26 protein-coding genes are annotated in these 17834 nt (G+C 70.9%); 13 read left to right on the forward strand and 13 right to left on the reverse strand.

Going from position 1 to position 17834, the window contains the following annotated elements:
• From MXD58_RS00005 to MXD58_RS00025, 5 genes are all read left to right on the forward strand, one after another.
• The coding region (locus tag MXD58_RS00005) for a sensor histidine kinase (protein WP_250608958.1) at window positions 1–969 on the forward strand (969 nt) is incomplete at its 5' end.
• Window positions 966–1802 carry a response regulator gene (locus MXD58_RS00010; RefSeq protein ID WP_248837555.1) on the forward strand — a complete coding sequence of 279 codons (837 nt, stop codon included), beginning with the start codon at window positions 966–968 and terminating at the stop codon, window positions 1800–1802. The genes MXD58_RS00005 and MXD58_RS00010, both read left to right, overlap by 4 nt.
• 109 nt (window positions 1803–1911) lie before the next feature.
• Window positions 1912–2091, forward strand: a complete 180-nt coding sequence (locus tag MXD58_RS00015; protein ID WP_248837554.1) for a CopG family transcriptional regulator — start codon at window positions 1912–1914, stop codon at window positions 2089–2091.
• Window position 2092: 1 nt separating this feature from the next.
• On the forward strand, window positions 2093–2437 hold the full coding sequence (locus MXD58_RS00020; protein ID WP_248837553.1) for a VOC family protein: 345 nt from the start codon (window positions 2093–2095) through the stop codon (window positions 2435–2437).
• Between the two features lie 42 nt (window positions 2438–2479).
• Window positions 2480–3343, forward strand: coding sequence for a class I SAM-dependent methyltransferase (locus MXD58_RS00025; protein ID WP_248837552.1), 864 nt, complete (start codon window positions 2480–2482; stop codon window positions 3341–3343).
• Between the two features lie 91 nt (window positions 3344–3434).
• On the opposite strand, the gene MXD58_RS00030 is transcribed toward MXD58_RS00025, so the two are convergent.
• A complete protein-coding gene (locus tag MXD58_RS00030) occupies window positions 3435–4079 on the reverse strand; it encodes a dihydrofolate reductase family protein (protein WP_248837551.1) in 645 nt (214 codons plus the stop codon).
• A 184-nt stretch (window positions 4080–4263) separates the two neighbouring features.
• On the opposite strand from MXD58_RS00030, the gene MXD58_RS00035 reads away from it, so the two are divergent.
• The 3 genes from MXD58_RS00035 (at window position 4264) to MXD58_RS00045 (ending at window position 6188) form a co-directional block, all read left to right on the forward strand.
• Window positions 4264–4641, forward strand: a complete 378-nt coding sequence (locus MXD58_RS00035; RefSeq protein WP_248837550.1) for a YciI family protein — start codon at window positions 4264–4266, stop codon at window positions 4639–4641.
• Window positions 4638–5891, forward strand: a complete 1254-nt coding sequence (locus tag MXD58_RS00040) for an RNA polymerase sigma factor (RefSeq protein ID WP_248837549.1) — start codon at window positions 4638–4640, stop codon at window positions 5889–5891. Before MXD58_RS00035 ends, MXD58_RS00040 begins: the two co-directional genes overlap by 4 nt.
• 99 nt (window positions 5892–5990) lie before the next feature.
• A complete protein-coding gene (locus MXD58_RS00045) occupies window positions 5991–6188 on the forward strand; it encodes a YiaA/YiaB family inner membrane protein (RefSeq protein WP_248837548.1) in 198 nt (65 codons plus the stop codon).
• On the opposite strand, the gene MXD58_RS00050 is transcribed toward MXD58_RS00045, so the two are convergent.
• Window positions 6181–6579, reverse strand: coding sequence for a PPOX class F420-dependent oxidoreductase (locus tag MXD58_RS00050; protein ID WP_248837547.1), 399 nt, complete (start codon window positions 6577–6579; stop codon window positions 6181–6183). The genes MXD58_RS00045 and MXD58_RS00050 overlap by 8 nt on opposite strands.
• An 85-nt stretch (window positions 6580–6664) precedes the next feature.
• A complete protein-coding gene (locus MXD58_RS00055) occupies window positions 6665–7129 on the reverse strand; it encodes a zinc-binding dehydrogenase (RefSeq protein ID WP_248837546.1) in 465 nt (154 codons plus the stop codon).
• 53 nt (window positions 7130–7182) lie between these two features.
• On the opposite strand from MXD58_RS00055, the gene MXD58_RS00060 reads away from it, so the two are divergent.
• Window positions 7183–7644, forward strand: coding sequence for a hypothetical protein (locus MXD58_RS00060; RefSeq protein ID WP_248837545.1), 462 nt, complete (start codon window positions 7183–7185; stop codon window positions 7642–7644).
• 16 nt (window positions 7645–7660) lie between these two features.
• Here the strand turns inward: MXD58_RS00060 and MXD58_RS00065 are convergent, their stop codons facing one another.
• On the reverse strand, window positions 7661–8389 hold the full coding sequence (locus tag MXD58_RS00065; RefSeq protein WP_248837630.1) for a dienelactone hydrolase family protein: 729 nt from the start codon (window positions 8387–8389) through the stop codon (window positions 7661–7663).
• 89 nt (window positions 8390–8478) lie between these two features.
• Between MXD58_RS00065 and MXD58_RS00070 the strand changes: the two genes are divergently transcribed.
• Window positions 8479–9330, forward strand: a complete 852-nt coding sequence (locus MXD58_RS00070; RefSeq protein WP_248837544.1) for a helix-turn-helix domain-containing protein — start codon at window positions 8479–8481, stop codon at window positions 9328–9330.
• A 150-nt stretch (window positions 9331–9480) separates the two neighbouring features.
• On the opposite strand, the gene MXD58_RS00075 is transcribed toward MXD58_RS00070, so the two are convergent.
• The 3 genes from MXD58_RS00075 to MXD58_RS00090 all read right to left on the reverse strand — a co-directional run bounded on the left by MXD58_RS00075 (window position 9481) and on the right by MXD58_RS00090 (window position 12008).
• Entirely contained in the window at window positions 9481–10722 is a 1242-nt protein-coding gene (locus MXD58_RS00075) for an RNA polymerase sigma factor (RefSeq protein WP_248837543.1), read from the reverse strand.
• Window positions 10719–11054 carry a YciI family protein gene (locus tag MXD58_RS00080; protein ID WP_248837542.1) on the reverse strand — a complete coding sequence of 112 codons (336 nt, stop codon included), beginning with the start codon at window positions 11052–11054 and terminating at the stop codon, window positions 10719–10721. The genes MXD58_RS00075 and MXD58_RS00080 overlap by 4 nt, the downstream gene beginning before the upstream one ends.
• 324 nt (window positions 11055–11378) lie before the next feature.
• Window positions 11379–12008: a CGNR zinc finger domain-containing protein gene (locus tag MXD58_RS00090; RefSeq protein ID WP_248837541.1), complete on the reverse strand. Its 630-nt coding sequence runs from the start codon at window positions 12006–12008 to the stop codon at window positions 11379–11381.
• A gap of 128 nt (window positions 12009–12136) precedes the next feature.
• Between MXD58_RS00090 and MXD58_RS00095 the strand changes: the two genes are divergently transcribed.
• Window positions 12137–13375: an epoxide hydrolase family protein gene (locus tag MXD58_RS00095; protein WP_248837540.1), complete on the forward strand. Its 1239-nt coding sequence runs from the start codon at window positions 12137–12139 to the stop codon at window positions 13373–13375.
• 483 nt (window positions 13376–13858) lie between these two features.
• On the opposite strand, the gene MXD58_RS00105 is transcribed toward MXD58_RS00095, so the two are convergent.
• Window positions 13859–14185 (reverse strand): hypothetical protein, encoded by a 327-nt coding sequence (locus MXD58_RS00105; RefSeq protein WP_248837539.1) that lies wholly within the window; start codon window positions 14183–14185, stop codon window positions 13859–13861.
• On the opposite strand from MXD58_RS00105, the gene MXD58_RS00110 reads away from it, so the two are divergent.
• Entirely contained in the window at window positions 14135–14359 is a 225-nt protein-coding gene (locus MXD58_RS00110; protein ID WP_248837538.1) for a type II toxin-antitoxin system Phd/YefM family antitoxin, read from the forward strand. The genes MXD58_RS00105 and MXD58_RS00110 overlap by 51 nt on opposite strands.
• Window positions 14356–14739: a type II toxin-antitoxin system VapC family toxin gene (locus MXD58_RS00115; RefSeq protein WP_248837537.1), complete on the forward strand. Its 384-nt coding sequence runs from the start codon at window positions 14356–14358 to the stop codon at window positions 14737–14739. Before MXD58_RS00110 ends, MXD58_RS00115 begins: the two co-directional genes overlap by 4 nt.
• 297 nt (window positions 14740–15036) lie before the next feature.
• Here the strand turns inward: MXD58_RS00115 and MXD58_RS00120 are convergent, their stop codons facing one another.
• The 5 genes from MXD58_RS00120 to MXD58_RS00140 form a co-directional block, all read right to left on the reverse strand.
• Window positions 15037–15585, reverse strand: a complete 549-nt coding sequence (locus MXD58_RS00120) for a TetR/AcrR family transcriptional regulator (protein ID WP_248837536.1) — start codon at window positions 15583–15585, stop codon at window positions 15037–15039.
• Window positions 15585–16454 (reverse strand): alpha/beta fold hydrolase, encoded by an 870-nt coding sequence (locus tag MXD58_RS00125; protein ID WP_248837535.1) that lies wholly within the window; start codon window positions 16452–16454, stop codon window positions 15585–15587. The genes MXD58_RS00120 and MXD58_RS00125 overlap by 1 nt, the downstream gene beginning before the upstream one ends.
• Window positions 16442–16702, reverse strand: coding sequence for a winged helix-turn-helix transcriptional regulator (locus tag MXD58_RS00130; RefSeq protein ID WP_308301863.1), 261 nt, complete (start codon window positions 16700–16702; stop codon window positions 16442–16444). The genes MXD58_RS00125 and MXD58_RS00130 overlap by 13 nt, the downstream gene beginning before the upstream one ends.
• 77 nt (window positions 16703–16779) lie before the next feature.
• On the reverse strand, window positions 16780–17130 hold the full coding sequence (locus MXD58_RS00135) for a hypothetical protein (RefSeq protein ID WP_250608959.1): 351 nt from the start codon (window positions 17128–17130) through the stop codon (window positions 16780–16782).
• 295 nt (window positions 17131–17425) lie between these two features.
• Entirely contained in the window at window positions 17426–17737 is a 312-nt protein-coding gene (locus tag MXD58_RS00140) for a hypothetical protein (RefSeq protein WP_248837532.1), read from the reverse strand.
• Window positions 17738–17834 lie beyond the last annotated feature (97 nt).

The raw sequence follows: 17834 nt of genomic DNA on the forward strand, positions 1-17834 counted from the left end.
GCGCTGATCGCCGTCAGCGGCAGCGGCTTCGCGCCGACGTTCGGGTACTGCATCGCCGGCCACGCCGGATACCGGTTCCCGTCCGACCGGGCGGTGCCGATCGCCGTGCTGTGCAGCGTCCTGAGTGGTGGGGTGCTCCTGTTCCAGCTCGGGCCCGAGCACCTCGACATCCCCTGGTACGTCGGTGCCGCCAGCGGGTTCGCCGCCCCGCTGGGGATGGTCAACCGCAGCCGGCAGGCCGCGATCACCGCGGCGCTCGCCGCCTCCGAAGCGGCCGAGCGGGCCGCCCGCGCGGAGGCCCGGGAGGCCGTGCTCGCCGAGCGCGGCCGGATCGCCCGCGATGTCCACGACGTACTCGCCCACTCGCTGGCCGGCATCAACATGCAGCTGGAGATGGCCGACGCGCTGTTGGAACACGGCGACCTCGACCAGGCGCGCAGCGCCACCCGCCGGGCGCAGAGCCTCGTGCGGGAGAGCCTCGTCGAGGCCCGCCGGACCGTCACCGCACTACGCGAGGACGCGCTGCCGCTGGCCGAGACCCTGACCGCGATGATCCGCTCCGCCGGCCACCCCGACCCCCCCACCATCACCGGGCAGCCGCGCGAACTCGACACCCGGATCGCCCAGGCCCTGGTCCGCGCCGCCCAGGAGGCACTCACCAACGCGCACAAACACGCCCCCGGCGCACCCGTGACGGTCACCCTCGCCTACGCGGCAGACGCCATCGACCTGCGGATCGTCAACGGCCCGCCGCGGGACGGACACCGCCCACTCGCCGACTCCGGCAGCGGAATGGGCCTGGTCGGCATGCGGGAACGGATCACCCTGCTCGGCGGCACCGTCACCGCCGGCCCTGATCCCGGCCCTGATCCCGGCCCTGATCCCGGCCCTGGCACCCGCACCGACACCAGGGCCGCGGCGCACCTCCTGGCCCGTGGCTGGCGGGTCTGCGTCACGATTCCCACATGAGCACGGCTTCCTCCGACCAGCCCGACGCCGCCACCTCCGACACCGCTTCCGCGGGAACCGACCCGTCCGTCCCCGGGGGCCGGCCCGGTGCGGACCGGCCGATCCGGGTCGTCGTGGCGGACGACCAGACGGCGATCCGCGAGGCGCTCGCCACCCTGCTCGGGCTGTTCGACGACATCGACGTGGTCGCCACCGCGGCGGACGGCACCGCGGCCATCGACGCCGCCGCGCGGACAGCGCCGGACGTCGTCCTGATGGACCTGCGGATGCCCGGCACCGACGGCGTCGAGGCCACCAGGATGATCGGCGAGCGCCACCCGGAAGTCGCCGTCGTCGTGCTGAGCACGTTCGCCGACGAGGAGTCCGTGCTGGCCGCCCTGGGTGCCGGCGCCCGCGGCTACCTCACCAAGGACTCGGGCCGCGAGGACATCGCCCGCGCGATCCGCGCCGCCGCGGCCGGCCAGGCCGTCCTCGACCGCACCGTCCAGGCCCGCCTGATCGCCGCCGTCACCGCGCTTCCCTCCCCCACCGTGCCGCCTTCCCCGACCGGGTCATCGGCTCCGATGGCATCTTCAGCTCCGACGATGCCGACGAAGGCTCCCGGTGGTGCAGGTGCGGCCGGAGCCGGGCCGCAGGAGCTCACACCTCGGGAGCGGGAGGTGCTCGTCCTCATCGGTGAGGGGCTGTCCAACCGGGCGATCGCGCGCGAGCTGTTCGTCAGCGAGGCGACCGTGAAGACCCATATCAACAACCTGTTCGCCAAGGCCGGCCTACGCGACCGCTCCGAAGCCGTCCGCTACGCCTTCACCCACGGCCTGGTCCGCCCATCCTGAACACACGCAGCCCCCGTTGCCGGTACTGGGCGTGGCACGCGACCGCCAACGGAGAGCGATCGCGGCTTCGCGATGCCAACTAGACGGCTAGCATGCTAGCATCGCCTTCGTGGGCGACGAAGACGTCAAGCAGTTCAACGTGTACCTGCCGATCGGGCTGATCAAGCAGGTCAAACACCACGCCATCGAGTCGGGCATGTCCCTGTCGGCGCTGGTCGCGCAGGCACTGCGCGGCTATCTCGACGACGCCCGCGACCAGACATCGCCTTCATCCGAAACGGAGACCTGACATGACGACCGAAGGCATCGAAGCCGTCTTCCTGGAGACCCACAACTGGGGGAGGTCCGCGCGGTTCTTCCAGGCCCTGGGGTTCGAGCTGGACTTCGAGACCGACCACAACTCCGGCCAGTTCCGCAACGGCAAGGGGCCCTCCGTGTTCATCGCCGAGGTCCCCGCGGACCGGGAGCCCCGGACGTCGATCGTGCTGACGGTGCCCGCTGCCGCGGAGTTCCAGCCTGACCCGGCGGTCGAGGTGGTCACGCCCTTCGAGGACACGCACTACGGCACCAGGGAGATGACCGTCCGCGATCCCGACGGACGCGTGTGGAACATCCAGGCCCCCACCGGCACCTGACATGGCCTGCCGGCACCTGACAGGGTGGGAGGGAACGTGGTGATGGTGGACGAGAACACCGGCGCGGTCGTACCGGACAACACGGCGGTGCGGGTCGCCCTCTGGCGGGCGCTGCACGTCCAGGTCGACGCACCGCCGCACGTGCTCGCCGACGAGATCGGCCTGCGCCTGGCCGCCCCCGACGGGGACTGGCGCTCCCGCCCGGACATGGATCCGCGTTTCACCAGCGGGTTCCGGGCGTCCACGGTGGCCCGCGCGCGCTTCGTCGAGGACCTGGTCGCCGAGCAGGCCGACCGCGGCGTCACCCAGTACGTCATCCTCGGCGCAGGTCTGGACACCTTCGCCCAGCGCCGCCCCGACCTGGCCGACCGACTCACGGTGTTCGAGATCGACCAGCCCCGCACCCAGGCGTGGAAGCGCGAGCGGCTGGTCGACCTCGGCTACGGCGTCCCCGACCGGCTGCGCCTGGTGCCGGTCGACTTCGAGGTCAGCGAGGACTGGCGGGGCCCCCTGGTCGCCGCCGGGTTCGACCTGGACCGGCCGGCCGTCGTCGTCTCCACCGGCGTGACGATGTACCTGAGCAGGGCGGCCACCGCCGCCACCCTGCGTCAGGCTGCCGGGCTCGCCCCCGGATCGACGACCGCGATGACGTTCCTGCTGCCCGCCGATCTGCTCGACGAGGCTGACCGTGCCGGGCTCGCCGCATCAAAGCAGGGCGCACAGTCCGCCGGCACCCCGTTCGTCAGCTTCTACACCCCGCAGCAGATGGTGAGCCTCGCCGGGGACGCCGGCTTCGCGGATGTCCGGCATGTGCCGGGCCATGCGCTCGCGGACCGCTATTTCACCGGCCGCGCCGATGCCCTGCGCCCCTCCAGCGGCGAGGACATCCTGCTCGCCACCACCTGATCGTCCCCCGACCGCACCGGCCACCGCGCTGGATTCCATCGGCCGGGTTCTGAGCTGACTCCCGCCTCGCCCGGGTCCCCAGCAGGTCGCCCTACCGCCGCCAGAAGAAGTGGTGCACGAAGCCGCTCGGGCGGGGAACGCGTTCCAGGTGGAAGCGGTCGGTCAGTTCGTCCGGGCTGTCCCAGAGGTGCAGGCCACGGCCGAGCTCATGCGGGGCGACGGCGATGTGCATCTCGTCGATCAGGTCCGCGGCGAGGAACTCGCGAATGGTCGTGACGCCGCCGCCGATGCGCACGTCCAGGCCGCCGGCGGCGGCCTTCGCCTGTTCCAGCGCCACCTGCGGCGTGGCGTCGAGGAAGTGGAAGGTCGTGTCGCTCAGGGTGATCGACGGCCGGGTGTGGTGTGTGAGCACGAAGACCGGCGTGTGGAAGGGGGGTTCGTCGCCCCACCAGCCCTGCCACTCGTGGTCCAGCCAGGGGCCGCGGACCGGGCCGAACTTGTTGCGCCCCATGATCTCGGCGCCGATGGCGCGGGTGAAGTCGCGGACGATGTAGTCGTCGAGACCGCGGGTGCCGTCGCAGCCCTTGTTCCAGACCCAGCTGGCCGTGCCCCCGACCCAGGCGAACAGGCCACCGGGGTCCAGCTCGCCGAACGGACGCTCGAGGCTCTGCCCCTCGCCCGCTCCGATCCCGTCCTTGCTGACGTTGAAGCAGTGGACCCGGACCCGCTGTGCCATGGCTGTCTCCTCGATCGTGGGCGTCCCGCCGGTCGCGGTCGCGTGCCCAGTGGTCGTCGCCGAGGCGCCCCGCGCGACAACGAGGGCGAAGATTTCTCGCCGCGTTCTGTCGCGTGCGCGCTGGCGGCGACGACCCTCTGGTGAGCTGCCACGCTGGTGGCCGCCGCGCGCCGAGGAGGAGACCATGAAGTACCTGATCATCATGCAGGTTGACCCGGCTGTGCTGGAGCAGCTCACCGAGGAGCAGCAGCGCCAGATCGGGGCGGGGCACGGCGCGTTCATCGCCGCCGTCAAGGAGAGCGGCGAGTTCATCGCGACCCAGGCATTGGCCGACCCCAGCCAGTCGAAGGTCGTGCGCAGCTCCGCCAGCTCCGGGGATCAGCCCGAGGTGACCGACGGGCCGTTCGTCGAGAGCAAGGAGTTCATGGGCGGCTTCTACCTGCTGGACGTCGAGGACGAGGCCCGGGCGGTGCAGCTGGCCCGGCAGATCCCCGACGCCGTAATCCCCGGCCTGGCCCTCGAACTTCGGCCGGTGATGTTCGCCGATCTGGGCGAAGGATGAGCTCAGCTGAACCGCTCGGCGAGGGCCGGTGGCGCGAACTCGCGCGACAGGCCCTCGCCCGGTTGCTGCGCACCTACGGCAGCGCCCAGTTCGACCTGTGCGAGGACGCCGTCCAGGACGCGCTCCTGCAGGCGTACCAGCAGTGGCCGGCGCGGTCTCCCGACGACCCGCTGGCCTGGCTGATCGCGACCGCGCGGCGCCGGTACGCCGACCGGGCCCGCAGTGACGCCCGGCGCAGGGACCGCGAGACCCGCGCCGCGCTGTCGCAGCCCACGCAGGCGCCGGAGGTTGCCCAGCGGGACGACTCGCTGCTCGTGCTGCAGCTGTGCTGCCATCCCGAGCTGCCCCGCTCCGGCCAGGTCGCGTTGACCCTGCGCGCCGTCGCCGGGCTGAGCACCGCGCAGATCGCCAACGCCTACCAGCTCCCCGAACGCACCATCGCCCAGCGGATCACCCGGGCCAAACGTCGCCTCGGCGAACTCGGCCAGCCACTGCCGCAGCCCGCGGCGGCGGGCGAACGCGTCACCGCCGTCCTCGACGTGCTGTACGTGATGTTCTCCGAGGCGCACCACACCACCGCCGGCGCACCTGCCCGCGACGCGGATCTCGCCGTCGAGGCGATGCACCTGACGCGGCTGCTTCGCCGCGGTGTCCCGGAGTCCACCGAGGTCACCGGACTGCTCGCGCTGATGCTGCTCACCGAGGCCCGCCATCCGGCCCGGGTCGGGCCGGACGGGCGCCTCACCTCGCTCGACGAGCAGGACCGGGCGTTGTGGAACCGGGAGCTGATCAGCGAGGGGATCGGACTCGTCGAACAGGCCACTGCCGGCGCCGAACCCGGCCCGTACCTGATCCAGGCCTGCATCGCGGCGCTGCACGCCGAGGCCTCTGACATCGCGGCGACCGACTGGGTCGAGATCCTCGCGCTCTACCGGCTGCTCGAGATCGTGACCGGCCACCGCAACCCCACGATCGCCCTCAACCGCCTCGTCGCGCAGGCCATGGTCGACGGCGTCGACGTCGCCCTCGGCCAGCTCGACGCGCTGGAAGCCGACCACCCCGGTCTGCCCCGCCTCAACGCCGTGCGCGGCCACCTGCTGGAACAGGCCGGCAGACCGGACGACGCGGCCGGGGCCTACCGACGGGCCATCGCCGCCACAATCAACCTCGCCGAGCAGCAGCACCTCCGGCACCGCGTGCGCCGTCTGTCCGGCGCGCCCGCGGATCCGGTCCAGGGACCGAGCCGTTAGCCGGACCCCCGCGGCCGGACCCCCCGCGGCCGGACCCCCTCTTCGAGGGCGGGCGCGGGGAGCGCCAAAGCCCCCGCACCCCGTACGACGTCCGCCTTCATGGTGCAGGCGGCACTGTCCTTCGGGGTCTCGGTGATCGCGGTCACCTACGCGATCACCCACCTCCCAGGGGATGCGTGGATCCGCGGCTTCCTCCTGCTCGGCCTGCTCTACGTCGTCACGTCGACGGATGCTCGCCGAGTACGACCCGTTCAGACAGCCGCCCGGGCACTGACGCCCAGCGGCCCGCTCACGTGACGTTGCGGGCGTGCAGGCCGGGCTGATCGGGACCGACGTTGTAGGCGATCACGCGCAGCGGACGGATCCGGATGAGTTCGGCGTCGAAATGCGGGTCGGCCGGCACGTGGGTGGCCGTCTCGGCGAGGCCACGGATCTCCAGGAAGTGGGCGCCCTCAGCCGTCGGCGCAGTCACCTCGTCGACCACGAACGCGACGCTGGGAGTGGCCTGGACATTGCGGTACTTCGCGCTGCCGACCATGCCGAACCCCGTGATGTCGATTGTTTCCAGGTCATCGTTCCAGGCGAAGCCGAGCGGCTTCACCTGGGGCGAACCATCCGGACCGATGGTCGACAGGTGGCCCCGCTCCTGGCGGGCGAGAAACTGGTACTCAGCGTCAGTAAGGATCATGCTGTCGACACTAAAATATAAAGTTGACTTCAGGTCAACACCGCCGCGACGGCCGGCACACCCGCGGACGCTCGCGGCCAGCGCGCTACGGAAGAACCAGGAAGCGGCCGAGGTGGACACGGGCCTCGAACAGGCGGTGCGCGGTGGCCGCGTCCTCGAGCGGCAGGCGCGCGTGGACCGTCGTGCGCAGCCGGCCGGCGGCGAAGTGCTCGGCCAGCTCTGTCACGTCGCGCCGGGCCGCCTCGGCGTCCGCCGCCCGCCAGGCGAGCAGGGAGAACCCGACGACGGAGCGCCGAGCGAACAGGCTGGTCGGCGGGATATCGCTGACGTCCCCGGAGGCGACCCCGTACAGGACTGTGCGCCCCCACGGCGCCAGCAGACCGAGCCCGCGTAACAGCGTCTCCCCGCTGGTCGAGTCGAGGCCGTCGGGCACCTCGGCGCGCCAGTCGACGTCGGCGAGCACGTACTCGGCGAACACGTCCTCGGACAGCGTCGCCACCCGCCGACCGACCAGACCGTCGACGGCGACGCCGGGGCCGACGGCCGCCACCGTGCCGCCGACGTCTCCGGTGAGTCTGCCCGGCGCGGCCGGACCAGATCACGATGCGGGAACGGGCGTACGCGCTCAACGAGGCGCTCGTCAGCGGACCGCCACCGCTCGGCCCCGGCGCGGCGGCGGCCGAGCGCCCGCACGCCTTCCTCGATGCTGTGGTGGACCTCGTCGGCCGGAACAAGGGGCTGGTCGCCGCCCTCGGCGCGGCCCTGCCGAGCGTCGAGCGCTCCGACGCCGACACGCACCGCATGGGCGAAACGGGCCCGGCCGCCAGCCCCGGCCGGGCCGACCCGGACGAGGGCCGGCCGGTCCACGACGTCTGGCACGCCCACATCAGCATGCTGATCGACGAGGAGCGCACGGACCTCGACGCGGATCTCGTCGCACACGTCCTGCTCAGCTCACTGCACAGCGACCCGATCCTGCGCCTGCTCGAAGCCGGCGAAGGCCCTCGCCTCGCGGCGACGCTGCGCGCCCTCGCCGGCGCGCTGATCGCCGCACCCGCACGCTGACCGCCCGGTCGGCATCTCACGAGGCGGCGAGCAGCGCGAGAATTCTTTTCATGGCATCGTCCCGGGCGTCCTGATCGAAAGCCGGAGTACCGGGCCAGAAGAATGCGTGCCCAACTCCCGGATAGGTGACGACCTCGTGTCGAACGTCAGCGGCCCGCAGCGCGTCGGCTATTTTCTCCACCTGGTCGGAGTCGATCAGGAAGTCATCTCCCCCAACCAGAAAGATCAGCTCTCCGCGAATTCCCGGGGTCAGCGCCAGAGTAGGATCCGGCCGGCTGAGCGGAATCTCCGTGCTCGGCAGCCAGCCGCCGTAGGCGATGGCCACCCGGGTGATCGGCAGTGCGGTCGCGGCGAGATAGGCGAGGTGCCCACCGGCGCTGAAGCCGACCGCTGCGGCCTCCTCGGCCCCGTACCGCTCCGCCAGCACCGCGATGGCCGCCCGCACATCGGCGACCGCCCCGGCCCGGGTCATGCTGTGCAGCAGGGCGAATCCCTCGTCGCGCCCCGCGTCGTCGCGGGCCAGATACCTACCCGGTTCAGCGTCGCGATGATAGAACTCGGGCGCGATGACAACGTGCCCCGCGGCCGCGATCTCATCCGCGACCGCGCGGATATCCGGGCTCACCCCGAAAAGTTCATGGGCCACGATCACGCCGACCGTGTCGGCGGTCGGACCATCCGGCCGAGTGCAGTACGCGGACATCGTGCTGCCGTCGTCCACCGCTATTTCAATCTGCTGCCCCATCGTGTCCACGCGGAACAGTCTTCATCCACGTCGAGGTGCGTGACCACAGCACAGCCTTACTGGTACTGGCATGACTAGGCTGACGAAGCATGCGACCAGAGGGGGATCCAGCGGCGCTGGGTGAGCTGCTTCGGTCCCGACGTGGCCGGCTCACTCCCGCGGACGTGGGGCTCCCGCCCGGGGAGCGGCGGCGCACGCCTGGGCTGCGGCGCGAGGAGGTCGCCCTGCTCGCGAACCTGTCGCCCACCTACTACACGTTCCTCGAACAGGGTCGCCAGGTCCGCCCGTCCCCGCAGGTGCTCGACGCACTCGCCGCCGCGCTGCGGTTGGACGGCGCGGAACGCCAGTACCTGGACGTGCTCGCCCACGGTCGGCCTGGCGCGCACCCGGCGCCCGACGGGCGGTCGGAACCGCCGCCCGAGGTGCTGGCGGCCGGCGTCGCCGACCTGGTCCAGCGCCTCGACCCGCATCCGACCTTCGTGAAGGGGCGCCGCTGGGACGTGCTGGCCGCGAACGCCGCGGCCCGTGAGCTGTTCACCGACTGGGAGGCCCGGCCCGCGGCGGACCGGAACCTCGTGCGGTGGATGTTCACCGACGGCCACGCCAGGCAGGTCTACCTCGACTGGGAGCACGAGGCCCGCGCGATGCTCGGGCGTTTCCGACTGGCGACCGCGTCGCACACCCACGATCCGAGCATCGCCGCGCTCATCGAGGAACTCCAACGCGACAGCGAGCACGTCCGGCGGTGGTGGCCGAACCACGACGTCGTCTCGATCGGCGCAAGCGGCGTCAAGCGGCTGCGTCATCCACGCCTCGGCCCGGTCGGCTACGCCCATGTCGTGCTGAGCGTCACCGACCAGCCGGCGCAGACCCTGGTCACCTACCACGCGCAGCCTGACAGCCCGTCGCCCAGGCCCACCTCAATGCCCGGCGTCAACTGACGGTGAAGACGACTTTTCCTTGCCCGGCAGGTGCTCGGCAGCCGCGCGGGCCCTGAGCGCATCGGCCAACGCGGCGGGAGCCCGCACAGCCACGACAGCCTGGTACGAGCCGGCATCCAGGCGAACGACCCGACGACAGTGGGGCAGGCGTTACGCCCGTTGGTCGCGGCGGCGGGTCAGGTAGGCGGTCTCGGCGGTGTTGCCGGCCAGTTCGATGGCCCGGTCGTAGGCCGCGCGTGACTGCTCGCCGCGGCCGAGCCGGCGCAGCAGGTCGGCGCGGGCCACGTGGTAGGCGTGATAGCCGGACAGCCTGTCGTCGAGACGGTCGACGGTGGCCAGAGCGACCTGCGGGCCGTCGAGTTCGGCGACGGCGATGGCCCGGTTGAGGGCGATGATCGGCGACGGGTCGACGCGGACGAGCTGGTCGTAGAGGGCGACGACCTGCGACCAGTCGGTGTCGCGGATATCGCGGGCGGAGGTGTGCACGGCGTTGATCGCGGCGAGAATCTGGTAGCGGCCCGGGGCCACGCCGGCGGCGGCCGCGACGAGGCGCTCGCGCACCAGCCGGTGTCCCTCGGCGATCAGGCCGGCGTCCCAGGCGCCGCGGTCCTGCTCGTCGAGGGCGACCAGGTCGCCGCTGGTCGAGACCCGGGCGGCGCGGCGGGCCTCGGTCAGCAGCATCAGCGCCAGCAGCCCGGCCACCTCGCCGTCCGCCGGCAGGAGTGTGCGCACCAGGCGGGCGAGCCGGATCGCCTCGCCGGTCAGGTCGTCGCGTACGGGGTCGGTGTCGGGGCCGGTCGCCAGGTAGCCCTCGTTGAAGACGAGGAACAGGACGGCCAGCACACCGGACACCCGCGCCGGCAGATCCTCCCCGGACGGCACCCGGTACGGAATGCGGGCGGTCTTGATCTTGGCCTTCGCGCGGGTGATCCGCTGCCCCAGGGTGGCTTCCGGCACCAGGAAGGCGCGGGCGATCTCGGGCACGGTCAGACCGCCGACCAGGCGCAGGGTCAGCGCCACCCGGGTGTCCATCGCGAGCGCCGGGTGACAGCAGGTGAAGAGCAGCCGGAGCCGCTCGTCCTCGACCGCGCCCAGGGGCTCGAGCGGGTCGTCGCCGTGCACCATCAGCGCCTCCCGCTGCTTGTCGTCGCGCTTGCTCTCGCGCCGGATCCGATCGATCGCCCGGCGCCTGGCGGCGGTGGTCAGCCAGGCGCCGGGGTTCGGCGGCACGCCGTCGGTCGGCCACCGCTCGACGGCGGTCGCGAACGCCTCGGCCGCCGCTTCCTCGGCGACGTCGAGGTCGCCGAAACCCCTGGTCAGGACGGCAACCACCCGGGCCCACTCCGCGCGGTGGGCCCGAGTGATCGCGGCCTGGATGTCGGTCTCGCTCACAGGAACGGCCGGACCTCGATCTTGCGGTTGCAGGCCTTCGAGCCCTCGGCGCCGAGCTTCAGCGCGACGTCGAGGTCGGGGGCGTCGATGATCCAGAAGCCGACCAGGAACTCCTTCGTCTCCACGAACGGCCCGTCGGTGACCACCGCCGCCTCGCCCCGGTTGTCGAGGACGGTGGCGTTGTCGGGCACCCCGAGACCGCCGGCGAAGACCCAGTGCCCCTCGGCCCGCAGTCGCTCGTTGAACACGTCGATGGCAGCCTGCTCGGCGGCCTCCGCCTCGACGGAGGAGGGCTCACGGCTGTCGTGGATCACGGAAACCAGGTACTGCATGTCGGCTCATCTCCTGTGGTTCGGGGTGCCCCTCGCGGGCCGCCTCTCACCCATCCAACGAACGCCTCCGCCCCGATCCGACACCACGTCTCGAACTTCTTTCCAGCACCTCGCCGCGCGGGTTGGCAGCGGTCCCGAGGCGAGACATCCGCCCTGTCAGCCGCGTCCAACGGACGGCCGAGCCGTCGCGTCAGTCCGAACGGGGCCGCGAACGCCCGTTCCCGCCGGATCTGCTGGTCCCAGCCAGCATCGGAACCACGGAGCGCGGGCGGAGCACCCTGAACCTCTCGTCGTCGGATGCGCTCGCCGACGAGAACGGAAGGATCATGTATCGCTGGCCGCCGGTGACGGAGACGCGGCACCAGGACCGGCCGGCGAAACGCGCTGCCGGTACCTTCGCGTCTTGACACGGTTGCCGCACACCGAGGTCGCACACCAACGCCCGGTCCGGGGCTTCGATCCGTCGTAGAAGATGACCCGGCAGTCTGGCGCCGCGCACATCTTGACCCGGCGCCACGTGCCATCCGCCGTCGCCAGGACCGCATCGGCCGCGAGGCGGGCGAGCGCCCCGCGGACCTCGCCGGGCGCGGCGGGTTCGAGGTCGACGCCGCCGTCGGGCGCGATGCGGATGCGCAGCGGCAGACGGTCAGCCACCTCGGCCAAGGCGCCGGAATCCGATGCCGACCCGCCGGTTCGCTGGTTGGCCGCCGCTGCCTCGCGTAGCGCCGCGCGCAGCCGCAGCGCGTCGACGAGATCGGTCTCGCCTGCCGGCGACCCGGGCTGGACCAGCCCGTGAGCCGCAAGCCAGCGGCTCAGCGCCTCGGGATCGGTGATCCGGTCCTGCGGCCGGTGCGCGCCGAAGGCCCGTTCGTCGACGGAGTTGAGGAACGGGCCCAGGAACTGCAACCGGGGGGGCGCGGTGCCGTCCGTCCACCAGACAACCGAGGGATCCATACCTGCACCAGTGAACCATCACGACCTGGACCAGTGAACCATCACTCTTGACCGTACACCACTTAAACTGATAAATAGTGTTCCAGGTCGGCATCGGCCTGGAGATCGCGCGACGGAAGGGGACACGGATGCGAGCGAGCGAGGCGGTTGGGCACCGGGAGGGGACGCTGCCGGGGCCCTTGCGACCGTTCCGGATCGACGTGCCGGAGGACACGCTGGAGCGGATCCGGCGGCGGCTCGCCGCGTTTGACCCGCCGGCGCTGCCCGAGCGGCCCGGCTGGCGGTCCGGCACCGATCCGACGGCCCTGCGCACGCTCGTGCGGTACTGGCTCAACGAGTACGACTGGAGGTCGCACGAACGTGAACTCAACGCTTTCGGGCAGTTCACAACCACCGTGAACGGCGTCGAGCTGCATGTGCTGCGGGAGCCGGGTTCCGGTACCGACCCTCGGACGGTGGCCCTGCTACACGGATGGCCCACCTCGTTCGCGACCTTCCGGAAGGTCATCCGTACGCTTGCACACCCGGAGACGGTCGGCGGCGACCCACAGGACGGACTGACCGTGGTAGTCCCGTCGCTACCCGGATACGGCTTCTCCGGGCTGGCTCCAGCCCCGCTGGGTGTCCGGTCGGCCGGACAGCTGTTCCATACCCTGCTGACCGACGTGCTCGGGGAGAGCAGCTACTACGTCCACGGCGGCGATCAGGGGGCGCCGATAGCCGAGTGGATGGCCTTTGACAATCCGGACCACTGCGTCGGTCTGCACACGGTCCTGCTCGGGGTTCGCCACGATGGGGCTCCGCTGGGAAGCGGCCTGACCGGTGCCGACGATCCGTCACCGGAGGAGGTGACATTCGCCCAGCGGGAGCACGACCTGAACGCCGGCCCCATGGGTGCGTACTTCCTGCTCCAGCTGACGGCGCCGCTCACACTCGCCCCCGCCCTGACCGACAGCCCAGCCGGCCTCGCCGCGTGGCTGTTGGAGAAGTTCCAGCTGTGGAGCGATCGACGCGGCGCCGCCGACGACGAGTCGACCATCACCATGGACGACCTGGTCACCGAAATAATGATCTATCTCGTGTCGGGCAGTGTGGCCAGCTCGCTGGTCGCCTATTCGGAGTTCTTCTCCGAGTCGATCACATTTCCGCCCGGAAGCATCATTCGGACACCGTCCGCATTCGCTTCCTATCCCGATCCGCGGGTCGTCCCGCCGCCCGCGAGCTTCGTCGCACGCTCGCGTAACCTCGTGCGTTTCACCGAACCGCCACGCGGCGGACATTTCCCCGCGTTGGAGGTCCCTGACCTCTTCGCCGAGGACCTTGCCGGTTTCATCAGGCAAATCAAGCCGCGCCAGAGAACGGAATGATCGAAAAGCGGTCGACGGCGGCGGCCACCCCCTTGCCGGCGGCCGCCCGACGAGTGGATCAGGGATGTATACCCGGTAGATCCCGCTCCTGCGGTCGCGACTCCCCGGAGCGCCCTACACCGACTCCCAGCGCCGCGCAGCGCCACGAGGATCTTCGCCTTCTGCGTACCGAAACCAGGCAGCGCGGCGACCCGTTTCAGTAACTCCCGCCCGTCCTTGGCGGTCGTCCACACCCGCGCCCCGTCACCGTCGTCGCTGTCGCTGTCGATCTGGCAAAGCTTCTGCGTCCGCTGCGCCATCGCGGCGGGGAACCGGTGCAGCGCCGGCTGGACGGAGAACACCGCCGCCAGTTCCTCCGGGTCCATCGCCGCAAGATCCGCCGCGCCCAAGCCGCCGCGTCAGCTCCAGCGGCGCCGCGAACGCCCGCTCCAGCGGGATCTGCTGGTCCCCACCGGCCTCGGAAAGGTGGAGTGGAAAAAATCCTCAGGCGGACTCCCGCAGGACCCTGCGCACGATCTCCTCGACCTGGTCCTCGGTCATCACCGGGGTGTCATGACTGTCCACCGCACGGGACGGGATGCGACGAACCAGAGCCGACGTCGGGATGTGCTCGGCGGCCGCGCGAGCCCTGAACACATCCGCCAACGACGCCGGCGCCCGTACCGGGACAACGATCCGCCCGGGACCTCCGGCCGCCTCCACGCCAGCTTGTAACACAAGTGCTACTCTGGACAGGTGGTCGAGATAGGACTTCGCGAGATGCGGCAGAACGCCAGTGAGCTGGTGCGGCGCGCCCAAGATGGCGAGCACCTGACCATCACTGTCACCGGTCGACCGGCAGCTGTTCTCGGCCCGGTGGCCCCGCACAGATGGCGGCGTTGGGACGACCTCGCCGATATCTTCCCGCTCCCGGCCGACACGGACTGGCCCAGCGACCGCGATCTTGTCGACGGCACCTTCACGGACCCCTGGGAAGGCCGATGAGTCGCGGCATCCTCGACACCAGTGTTCTGGTCGCCACCGACGTCGCGCCCATCCCCGGTGAGCTCGCGATCAGCGTCATCAGCATCGCCGAGCTCCACTTCGGCGTCCTGGTTGCCAAGACCTCCGAGACCCGCGCGAACCGCCTCGCCCGTCTCAGCGCACTGCAACGACGATTCGATCCCCTACCTCTCGACGAGGCCGTCGCCGACAGCTATGGGCGGCTCGCCGCCCGCGTCGTCGAGATCGGACGCCAACCACGCGCCCGGACGATGGACCTGCTGATCGCGGCCACCGCACACGCCCACGAGGCCAGCGTCTACACCCGCAACGCCGCCGACCTCACCGGCCTCGAAGACCTCGTCGACATCGTCACCATCTGATCCAGGGCACATGTCGCACCGGCTTGCCGCCGATGACGGAGTCATACCGCCAGGCGGCGACTACTGATCTTTAATGGGGACCATAAAACCAGCGGTGTAACTCTACTGTGACACTCTGTGGTGGTGCGGGTGTGTGGAGGCGGGTCGGGGCGGGTGTCGATCGCGAGGCTGGCCTGCTACCGGCCGGGGCAGGTGCGCGCCGAGAAGTAGACGTTCTGGCAGCCGATGACGACAGCGGCTCGCGGGAGTATGACGTAGCCGATGCGGTAGGTCTCCGGTGCCGGAACGAGGCCCGTGTCACCGGGTGAGGAAGTGGGCGAGGGTTTCTCTGGTGGTGGGACGCCGGGATCGATGGGCGAGTTCCAGCAGGGCCGCTTCGACGACAAGGCCGTTCCAGAGGGCGGCACCGTCGGCGGGGTGCGGCCAGCCCATGGCGGCGAAGTCAGGGGTGAGAAATCGGCAGGCCTGGCGGTTTCGTTCGGCGATCGCGTCGGCGACGAGTGGTTCGGCTCGGGCTTCGAGCAACAGCGCGCGGATTCCGCGATGGCGTAGGCAGTGGTCGAGGTAGGCCTCGGTCGCGGCGAGTAGCCGGTCGCGTCCGTGGGGGGTCCCGGCCACGGATCGTGTGATCGCGGTGAACAGCTGGTCGTGAAACTCTCGGTGGAGCGCGGCCAGGAAGGTCGCCCGGCCCTCGAAATGGTGAAAGAACGTTCCTTTCGCGACGCCGGCCGCTTCCACGATGAGGTTGACGCTCATGCCGGCCAGGCCGGTTTCCTCCGCCAGCGCCAGGCCGGTGTCAACGAGATGTTCGCGGGTGAGCGCCGCACGTTCCTGCCGGGACGGCATCAGGACAGATCCCTGGGGCCGGCGGGGCCTTGTGGCAACGATGCCGTCGGCGGGCGAGGGTCGGGTGGTGATGTCTGGAACACGGTGTCGAGGAACGGCTCGACGAGTGCGGTGAATCCGTCGGGGTCCGAGGCGAACACGACGTGTCCGGTAGCGAAGGGGTGGAACCGCGCTCCTGGCAGTACGGCGTGGGTCTGCCGACCGGCTTTCAGCGGTAGGAGAACATCCCGGGTTCCCCAGGTCAGCAGGGTGGGGACGGTGAGACGGGGGCCATCCGCGCGCAGATCGAACGCGGGTGTGGTGAAGCTGCGCCACAGTGCGGCGGCGGTCCGGGCGCCCTCGACGGTGCGGGCCCGGGCCCGCACCCGCTCGGCGACCGCCCGGTCGTGGTCGTTCACCGGCCGCAGGTAGGCCCGTACCAGGTGAGGCAGGACGCGTCGGGTTACCGCTGGTCGTCCGAGTAGCGCACAGGCGGTGCGGCTGAGTACGGTCTGCCGGCTGAACCCGCCCGCGTTGACGAGCACGAGCCCTGCGACAGCGGCCGGTCGGTCCAGGGCGAGCCGGGACGCCGCGTATCCCCCCACCGAGTTGCCGACGAGAACGGCCGGGCCGAGGTCGAGGTCGTCGACGAGGTCGGCGAGAACCCCGGCGAGCAGGGAGGCGCTGACGCACTGAGCCGGGTCAGGCTCGTCCGACCGACCGTGACCAGGCCAGTCCACCGCGATGGTGCGATAGCGCGACGCGAACCGCGCCGCCACCGGGTCGAAGTCCCGGTGATCGTGCAGTGTCGCGGGCAGCATCACGATCGGCCGGCCGGATCCACGCTGCTCGTAGAACACCCGCCCGGCACGCGTCGCTACGAAGGGCATCGAACCTCCCGTTGACCGACCGACCGGTCGGTCGGCTGGGACGATGATATGTGATCAGGTCCGGAACGAGGTCGATGCCTGTTGTCACCCGGGTCGGCCAGCCTTGCCCGCACGCAGGCCCGCAGCGACTGCGTCAGCATCTTTCGGCTGATCCCGCCGATCCGCTCAAGCAGGTACGAGTAGCGCTGAGCGTCGTCGCACATGGCGATCAGGACGACAACCGTCCAGGTTCCCGAGATCAGCTCCAGGGCGGAACGGGCTGGACAGTCGGCGAGAAGGACATCGCGTCACCGTCGTCCTACCCTCGGTAGGAGAAACACGCCACCTACGCCGAAGAACCACGGCGTACGTCCGACATCGCACGGCCGTCGTCGGCTTCCTGGAAGCCGGAGTGGGGCGGCGGTACCTCGCCGCGGGGGGTGAGCGCCAGGCAGGTGAGTCCGGCACCGGCGACGGACAGGGCGGCGAGGATGAGACCGAGGGTGTGGAAGGCATCGGTGAAGCCGGCGGCCACGGCGCCGTGATTCGGTGCGCTCACCTGGCCGTGAACCGCCTGGCCCGCCAGATACCTCGCGGTATGCGCGGGTATGCCGGTCTCCCGCAACCGGGCCGCGGACAGCGTGGTGAGCAGGGCTGCCGCAACCGACACGGCCAAGGATTCGCCGGTGACACGCATCGCTCATGGTCGTCTACACAGCAGCCGCGGGAAGTCCCGCGGCGCAGGCGCTGAACTTTCTCGGCAGTATCGCCGTTGCCCACCCACCGCCGTCCGCACACGGCTGAGCACCTCGCCTGAGCTGGCGATGGATATCTGGCTGCCCACCCCGTCGGGCCTGCGGTACCTGCGGTGCGCACACTCGGTCACCTGCGCGCTCTGCTTTCTCAGCGTCAACAAGGCCGTCAGCAGCGCACCACCGCGACCGGCGCATCCCCTGCCTGAACAAGCCGGGCGATGCCATCGGGGTCGCTGGTCAGGATGCGGTCGCCCGGACGGGCGAGCAGAGCGACCGTCGCATCCACCACATCGGACGTTCCCACGCGGCAAGAAGCACACCGGCATCGCGACCGGTCCGCTCGTCAACGGGACACACCTCCACCGCGCGTAGCAGGCCGGCCAGCATCGCCTGCCGCCCGGCGCGATCCTGCCAGACCTGAGCGACAACGACGGCGTTGCTCCGTAGGCCGATGTCCCGCTGCTGTGCGATCCGCAGGCGGGCGAGCATCGCCCGATCGCCACGCTCCACAGCCAGGAACGCGCCCGCATCGAGAACGAGTGCGCTCATCCCGCCGACTGATCCGCGCGTAGACCCAGCTCACGCTCCGCCCGCGCCAGTTCCTCCGGTGTCAGCGCCGGGTTCGCCGTCTCCCACGAGTCGAGGA

It is taken from the genome of Frankia sp. AgKG'84/4, assembly GCF_023242965.2.
In the GTDB taxonomy this organism is placed as follows: domain Bacteria; phylum Actinomycetota; class Actinomycetes; order Frankiales; family Frankiaceae; genus Frankia.